The following is a 4929-nucleotide window of genomic DNA, read 5'->3' on the forward strand; positions in this document are numbered from 1 at the left end:
CTTTCGGTCTTGGCTTTATCGAGAAATTCCTTATAGCCTATTGCAAATTCATCGGATTTTTTGAATTCCTTCTTATCTTCCTTTGCCACATGCTTGTAAGAAATTAATAATTCCTTAGATAATTTTTCTGCTTCCTTTGACATAACAAACTCCTTTTAGTCAAGTTTAATATTCTTGAACAGATTAGCCATACTCATACCGACTGAAGATTTTTCCTCGTATTTGAATCCGTCAAATCCCGCTTTTTCTTCTCTTTGTCTTACTTCCTCTTCAAGTGCTTTCTTGGAAAGTGATATCTTTCCGCCCTCATTAGCTATAACTTTGCACTTGATGCTGTCTCCTTCTTTCAAAACAGCTGAAGGATGCTTGATCCTGGTATGTGAGATCTGGGAAATGTGTACAAGTCCGCTTACTCCGTTACCAAGGTCAACGAATACACCGTAATCACGTATGCTTTCAACCTTACCTTCTACGATGTCTCCGACCTTAACTAAAGCCGCCTTCTCTTTTCTTTCCTTATCTCTTGCTTGTCTTTCAAGTTCCCTGTGACTGAGAACAAGCTTCTTCTTGTCTCTGTCAACGGTTATTATAACCACATCAAGGCTCTTACCCTGATAATCTTCAAGTTTCTCTACATAGCTTGTAGATAATTGACTTGCAGGTATGAATGCTCTGATCTCATCAACCAATGCAACGCATCCACCCTTGACGATTTCCGTTATCTTAACTTTGAGTACCTCTTTGTCTGCAAGTTGCTTTTCGAATACTTCCCACTTGCCGGCGTCTTTATCCTCGTAGTCTTTTATATTCTCCAAAGACTCGTTGATCTCCTTTTCAAAGTCCTTCATACTTTCCTCTGCCATAAAATTTCCCTCCTATATTAAAAAATTTTTGAGAGAGTCCGCTACAGTTGGCATATCTGCTTAGATTTCCTTTAATAGAGCAAAGTACTTTCTGCAAGCCCCTCTTAATACATCTTTGTATTATAGCATAGAATATTCTTTGTAACCAGCCTTTATAAGCAATCTTTATGAAAGTTTTGTGTATTCTTGTCAAAATTCTGATAAATAAATCAAAAACCCGAAGTTCGTGGTAAAAATACTCCAAACTTCAGGTTTATGGACCGGATATTGACCTGCCGGGCAGTATCCTTAGCTTTGAATCGACCGGGTCAAGCCTTACTTTCATCCGTTTTATTGATTAATGTGTATTCTTTCCGCTGCACTCTGTGCATATTCCGTAGAATATAAGTGAATGTGAGTCCGCAACCCCCACGCTCTCATCGACTAAGGTATTATCCACCCATGATTCCTTCGGCTCAAGATCTGCCACATTACCGCAGTTTTTACATACGAAGTGATAATGCTCATGTGTATTGTAATCATATCTTTCTATTCCGTCTCCGCAGCTTATCTTAAGTATCACTCCCATTTCGGTAAGAAGGTTTAAGTTTCTGTATACCGTACCCAGACTTATCTTGGGATTATCCTTCCTAAGCGATTGGAATACAAGATCGGCACTCGGATGATCGCATCTGTTTTTCAAACACTCCACTATAGCTTCTCTTTGTTTACTGTATTTTAGTTCTCTCATTCTTGTCCTCTTACTTTGATTTTAATAATTATTCTTAATATACATTTTTTAAAAAACTTAAGATTAAATATCAAAATCCATATGATTTTAAAAATTAGCAAAAGTATAAAAGACCAAAATTTAGGGTAATATAAAGTAAATTTAATGTAATTAAATTGGCTATTTTTGCTTTAAGAAAAGTGTTAAAAAAGAAACATTTATGGATGAAAATTATTAAGCCGAGAAAGACCTCGGCTTAAGTTTTATAAAAGAACTGGAGCTACTATAAATCCTAGGATAACAGATAATGCAACCATTATCGTTCCTGGAACGAAGAATGAGTGGTTAAATACAAATTTACCAACTCTTGTAGTTCCTGTATCGTCCATCGCTATCGCACCTAGTGTTGTAGGATATGTTGGCAATACAAACAGACCAGAAACTGCAGCAAATGAAGCTACAAGGATCCAAATTTGACCTGAATTTTCAGGGCTAGTCATACCAAGAGCAGCAGCAACAGCAGGCATCATAACCTTTGTTGTAGCAGCTTGTGAGTATAGCAAGCAGCTTAAGAAATAAAGCGCAACAGCTAGGATAAATGGATACTGAGTAACGAAGTCTTTTGCAGCCTCTTTGATAGCGTCAAGGTGTCCATTAACAAATGTAGTACCAAGCCATGCGATACCAACAACGCAGATGCACGCATTCATACCACTTTGAAAAGTGCTAGTTGAAAGAAGTTTGCCTGTCTCAACTTTGCATGCTACTGCTATCGTAAAGCCGATAGTTAGCATGAAGCTAATGATAGCTGCATCTCTTGAAAGGATAGGTTTTTCTACAAGACCTAAGCTCTTTGAGATATATAGCGCATAGCAAACAACAATCAAAACACCAACTGCAAAGATAGCAACTGATCTTTTTGCGTATGGTTTTGGCTCGTGATACTCGACATCCTTAACCTCTGCAACCAAACCTTTTGCAAGTCTATCTTGATAGATAGGATCTTTTGAAAGGTCAAGATCATAAAATTTATTGATAATAAACGCAGTGATAATCATCGCTACAAATGTAGTTGATATACAAATAAATAACAACACTGGATAGCTAACACCTAGCTTCTCACATAGACCACTCATAGCAACAAAAGCAGCTGAGATCGGGCTTGCAGTGATCGCTACTTGAGAAGAGACAACCGAAAGCGCAAGTGGAGCTGAAGGTTTGATGTTTTGTGTTTTTGCAACCTCAACGATAACAGGGATCATAGAAAACGCAGTGTGTCCAGTTCCTGCAAGGATAGTTAAAAAGTAAGTAACTATCGGAGCAAGAAAGTTGATTTGTTTTGGATTCTTGCGTAAAATTTTTGTTGCTACTTGAACTAAATAGTCAAGTCCGCCAGCAACTTGCAAAGCTGTGATCGCTGAGATAACTGAAGCGATGATCAAGATAACATCCATAGGGATGTCTTTCATATCGACTTTCATACCAAGCAATGCAAGTATCACAACGCCAAGACCACCTGCGTAGCCAACGCCCATACCACCTAGTTTGACACCAAGATAGATGCCACCAAATAGGACTATAATCTGTAAAATCAGCATTATATCCATCGAAAACTCCTTTTATTAAATTTTACTACTAAAATTACCATTTAAGCGTGCCAGAATTTTGGCACGCTTTTAATAATACTTTGCTTAAATTTTTACTTAACCATGCTTGGGTTTAGCATATTTTTAGGCTCTAAAATCTTATCGATCTCTTCTTTGCTTAGATAGCCTCTCTCTAAGCAGATGTCGCCAACTGCTTTACCAGTTGTAAGAGCCTCTTTTGCGATGCTTGCTGATTTTTCATAACCAATGTATGGGTTAAATGCTGTTACGATACCAACTGAGCCAAGTACTGATTTTAGGCAAGCTTCAGGGTTTGCTGTAAGTTTTTTGATAGCTTTTTCAGCTAGTGTTTTCATAGCATTTTCAAGGATAAATATAGAGTTAAATAGCGCATAAGCGATGCCTGGCTCAAACGCATTTAGCTCAAATTCGCCTCTTTCAGAGCAAAGCATGATAGTTACGTCATTGCCCATTACTTCATAGCACGCTTCGCCTACAACTTCTGCGATAACTGGATTTACCTTACCTGGCATGATTGAGCTGCCTGGTTGCATTTGAGGTAAATTTATCTCGCCAAGACCGCATCTTGGACCTGAGTTCATTAGTCTTAAGTCGTTTGCTATTTTAGAAAGTCTAACAGCTGCAGTTTTAAGCGCGCCACTTACGTGTACGAAGTCTGCTGTGTCTTGTGTAGCAGCGATGAAGTCATCAGCTTTTTTGAAGTCTACACCAGTGATCTCTTTTAGTTTTTTAACAACTACATTCTTATACTCTGGGTGGCAGTTGATACCTGTACCAATCGCGGTTGCGCCCATATTTAGGTATGTCATAGCTTCGCGTGCAGCTGTGATCTTTTCGATATCACTTTTGATGTAGCTTGCAAATGCGTTAAATGTGTTGCCAAGTGTTGTAGGGACAGCATCTTCAAGCTCTGTTCTACCCATTTTGATGATATCTTTAAAATCTTTTGCTTTTTTCTCAAGCTCATCTTTTAGTAAATTCATAGCAGCAAGCAAGTCAGTAAGTTTTGCATAAGTTGCTACTTTAATAGAGCTTGGATAAGTATCATTTGTGCTTTGTCCAAGGTTTGTGTGATCGTTTGGATGGATGTATTGATACTCGCCTTTTTTGTGACCAAGGCTTTCAAGCGCTATATTTGTGATAACCTCATTTGAGTTCATATTTGTACTTGTTCCTGCACCACCTTGAACCATATCAACGACAAATTGATCTAAAAACTCGCCAGCTATTACTCTATCGGCTGCTTTTGCCAAAGCATCAGCTATCTTTGGATCTAAAACGCCAACCTCTTTATTTGCAAGCGCAGCAGCTTTTTTGATCTGTGCAAATGCCTTTACAAAGTATGGATACTCTTTTAATGTTCTGCCACTCATGTGGAAGTTTTCAGTAGCCCTAAATGTTTGGATGCCATAGTAAAAATTGTCAGAAATTTCCAACTCGCCAATAAAATCATGTTCTCTTCTAGTTGCCATAACAGCTTCTCCTTAGTAAAAATTTGTTACCGAGTGAAATTATATAGGTATTTGAGATTTTAAATATTAATGACTACTTATTTTTTTTAAGTTTTAAGCTTTTGACTTGATATGCCGCTCTTTGAAAGAAAATTATATTTCATATTTAAGCTAATTTTTAGGAATTTGCTTGTCTAAATTGTTATATTACTAATAATATCACTTTTTTATTATATAAAAAGGGTCAAATTAACTCAGATTTGTCCTACACTTTAAGT

At 37.5% G+C, this 4929-nt stretch carries 4 protein-coding genes; all 4 read right to left on the reverse strand.

Annotated features, from left to right (window positions below; translation table 11 throughout):
• Positions 1–155: 155 nt before the first annotated feature.
• The 4 genes from Q0296_RS05155 to Q0296_RS05170 all read right to left on the reverse strand — a co-directional run bounded on the left by Q0296_RS05155 (position 156) and on the right by Q0296_RS05170 (position 4672).
• Positions 156–863: a S1 RNA-binding domain-containing protein gene (locus Q0296_RS05155; protein ID WP_298037474.1), complete on the reverse strand. Its 708-nt coding sequence runs from the start codon at positions 861–863 to the stop codon at positions 156–158.
• A 337-nt stretch (positions 864–1200) separates the two neighbouring features.
• Positions 1201–1593 (reverse strand): transcriptional repressor, encoded by a 393-nt coding sequence (locus Q0296_RS05160; RefSeq protein WP_298037479.1) that lies wholly within the window; start codon positions 1591–1593, stop codon positions 1201–1203.
• 242 nt (positions 1594–1835) lie between these two features.
• A complete protein-coding gene (locus tag Q0296_RS05165; protein WP_298037483.1) occupies positions 1836–3179 on the reverse strand; it encodes an anaerobic C4-dicarboxylate transporter in 1344 nt (447 codons plus the stop codon).
• Between the two features lie 92 nt (positions 3180–3271).
• Positions 3272–4672, reverse strand: coding sequence for an aspartate ammonia-lyase (locus Q0296_RS05170; protein WP_298037485.1), 1401 nt, complete (start codon positions 4670–4672; stop codon positions 3272–3274).
• Positions 4673–4929 lie beyond the last annotated feature (257 nt).

The organism is uncultured Campylobacter sp. (assembly GCF_937890585.1).
Lineage (GTDB): Bacteria > Campylobacterota > Campylobacteria > Campylobacterales > Campylobacteraceae > Campylobacter_A.